The following is a 3,007-nucleotide window of genomic DNA, read 5'->3' as shown; positions in this document are numbered from 1 at the left end:
CGCTATAGAATTCCACGATAAAAGTGTGCCGCCAGCGCTAAATTTTGCGCCATAAATCATACTACAAACATCAGCTTGGCGCAAAGCACAATGATGAAGCCGAATACAAAAGCGATTTTGTGGATATTTGCTCGTAAAAACTCAGGCGCGGGCCTTCCCATCGCGCGGCAGCTTAAATTTATCGCTACGCACACGGCGATGATGAGCGCGAGCGCAACTTTTAGCATAAAGATTTTTTGAAGCGGCGTGCCGAAATACCCGCCGTTAGCACTTCCGACCCAGCGGCTCATCATCATTCCGCCGGTGATAATCAGCGTAAAAAGGCAAACCGGCATAATCTTAATCGCACGCGAGCCGATCGCTTTTTTAACGCGCTCAAAATCCGCACCCAGCGTGCCTTTAAGCCGCATAAAAATCACGACGTCAAAGAATATGTAGCCCAAAAAGATAATGGCGCAGATGAGATGGACAATCTGCACGTAAGAATAAATTTGCTCCACCGCCGCTCCTTGCTATGAAATTTCGCCCATTTTATGCGAAATTTCAAATTTTAGCAATGATTTTCATCAATGCGCCGTGAGCGGTTAAATTTAAAGCGGCTAAATTTAAGCAAACCGCGCGAACGGCGCAAATAAATTTCGACGAAATCGCGCGGGCAAATTTAAAAGCAAAGCCGCGCGGCTAAATTTTATAAAATTTCAAAGCATCATCGAAAAGATTATGCCGAATACGATCAGCGGGATATTAAAGAAAATAAAGGTAGGCACGCAGGTATCCCACATATGGCTATGCTCGCCGTCGATATTCAGCCCCACGGTAGGCCCGAGCGTGCTATCGCTCGCAGGCGAGCCCGCATCGCCGATACCAGCGGCCACGCCGATGATAAAGATCGTCGCCGCCGTGCTAAAGCCAAGCTGTGCTGCTAGCGGGCAGTATATCGTAGCGATGATAGGGATCGTGCCGAAGCTCGAGCCGATACCCATCGTCACGAGTAGCCCGATGCCGATCATCAGCAGCGCGCCGCCGAGCTTGCCGCCGCTTAAAGTGCTCGCTACGTGCACCAGCTCGTTCACGCCGCCGGTTTCTTTTAAGATCGTGCCGTATCCTGCGGCGATCAGCATCAAAAACGCGATGTAGCCCATCATATGCACGCCCTCGTCAAATACGTTATCGAGCTTCTTCCACTCGATGCCTTTGCTCGCAAGCATTACTAAAATTCCGCTAAGCGCGGCAAACGGAAGGGATTTGATCCAAATTTGCACCGCGAAGCACACCGCAATGCCCGCTAGAGCGCCCCATTCGCGCATGCCCATCTTAAGTTCGCTAAAATGCGCATCCAGGCTCTGTTTGGTTTCGGCGTAGTCTCTCGGCTTGCGGTAGTAGATCACGGCCAGCACTAGCCCCACGAGCATCGGCACGGCGCTTAGCCACATCACGCTCGATATGTCGCTTAGGCTTACTGCGATGCCGTTTGCGTTCATATTTTTTTCGATTAGCCCCATAAAGATAAGTCCGAATCCCAGCGGCAGCGCCATATACGGCGTCTGCAAGCCGAACGTCAGCGCGCACGCTACGGCGCGGCGATCGATCTTTAGCGAGTTCATGATCTTAACTAACGGCGGGATCAAAATCGGGATAAAGGCGATATGCACGGGGATTAAATTTTGTGAAAAGCACGCAAAAAAGGCAATCGAAAAGATAAAGATATATTTTTTATCGCTGATTAAATTTGCCACCGCGCGCACCAAGATCGCCGTTAGGTTAGTCTTTGAGATCGCGCTTGCGATGACGCCTAACAGCAGATATGAGAGCGCGGTTTCTAAATTTCCGCCCATACCGAGGCTGCCGGCGTTTTCAGGGTTGCCGTTTATGAATAAATTTATGGCATCGCCCAGCGGGATATTGCTTGAGAGCACGGCGCATATCGTGCCGATTAGGATCGCGAGCATTACGTTGCACCTCAGCAAGCATAGCGCGCACATCACACAGATACTGATAAATACGGGATTGGTAAGCATCTTTTGCCTTTTTTGGAATTTTTGCAATTATATAGAATTTAGGGCTAAATTTTGCTAAAATCGCGCAAAAAATCGGCTAGGACAGCGATGAAATATTTTTACTCCTCTTTTGTAGTAAGCCTAATTGCGCTTGCTATCGCATTTTATATCGGCGGTGCTGGTGCCGCTTATATCTGTGCGCTTTTGTGCGCGCTGGAAATCAGCCTCAGCTTCGATAACGCCGTAGTCAATGCCAAGGTGCTAAAAGATATGGCGCCGGTGTGGCAGAGCAGATTTATCCTCTGGGGCATTCCGATCGCGGTTTTTGGCATGAGGTTTTTATTCCCCGTGCTCATCGTCGCCGCAAGCGCGCATCTGGGTCTTTGGGAAACCCTCGTGCTGGCGCTTAAGCAGCCGCAGCGCTACCATGAAATTTTAAGCGAGAACGAAGCGCAAATTTATGTTTTCGGCGGCGCGTTTTTGCTGATGGTCTTTTGTGATTTTTTCTTCGATACGCAGCGCGAGCTACACTGGCTAGGCATAATCGAAAATAACGGGCTCGTGCGATTTTTAAAGCGCATTCCAAACACCCCCACGCTAATCGCTCTAGCCGCAGGGCTCGTGCTGCTTGCTAAAACGGGCTCGGCTACGCTCGGCGCGGCGTATTTCGGCGCGATCCTGCTCTATCTTCTCATCTCCTGCTTCGACCGCCTTTTCGGCACGGACGGCGTAAAAAACGGCCTTGCGGGCTTTTTGTATTTAGAAACCCTGGACGCGAGCTTTAGCTTCGACGGCGTGATCGGCGCGTTTGCGCTAAGCGATAATATCTTCATCATCATGCTAGGTCTCGGCGCCGGCTCGATGTTCGTGCGCTCTATCACGCTGTATCTCATCGCCCGCGGCATGCTGTCGCACTTCGCGTATCTGGAGCACGGCGCGCACTACGCCATCGCGTGTTTGGCGTTTATAATGTTTGCCAAGCTGAAATTTGAAGTAAGCGAGATCATAAC

Annotated in this window: 3 protein-coding genes; 1 reads left to right on the top strand and 2 read right to left on the bottom strand. The window is 50.5% G+C overall.

Annotated features, from left to right (window positions below; genetic code table 11):
- Nucleotides 1-56 precede the first annotated feature (56 nt).
- A complete protein-coding gene (locus Q0140_RS03075) occupies nucleotides 57-500 on the bottom strand; it encodes a copper resistance protein CopD (protein ID WP_297961739.1) in 444 nt (147 codons plus the stop codon).
- Between the two features lie 198 nt (nucleotides 501-698).
- Nucleotides 699-2,018: a Na+/H+ antiporter NhaC family protein gene (locus tag Q0140_RS03070; protein WP_297961736.1), complete on the bottom strand. Its 1,320-nt coding sequence runs from the start codon at nucleotides 2,016-2,018 to the stop codon at nucleotides 699-701.
- Nucleotides 2,019-2,105: 87 nt separating this feature from the next.
- On the opposite strand from Q0140_RS03070, the gene Q0140_RS03065 reads away from it, so the two are divergent.
- Nucleotides 2,106-3,007: DUF475 domain-containing protein (locus Q0140_RS03065; RefSeq protein WP_297961733.1), on the top strand; the 902-nt coding region annotated here is incomplete at its 3' end.

The sequence above is a fragment of the uncultured Campylobacter sp. genome, from assembly GCF_938045405.1.
GTDB lineage: Bacteria > Campylobacterota > Campylobacteria > Campylobacterales > Campylobacteraceae > Campylobacter_B.
This window is presented reverse-complemented; position numbering and strand designations above follow the sequence as displayed.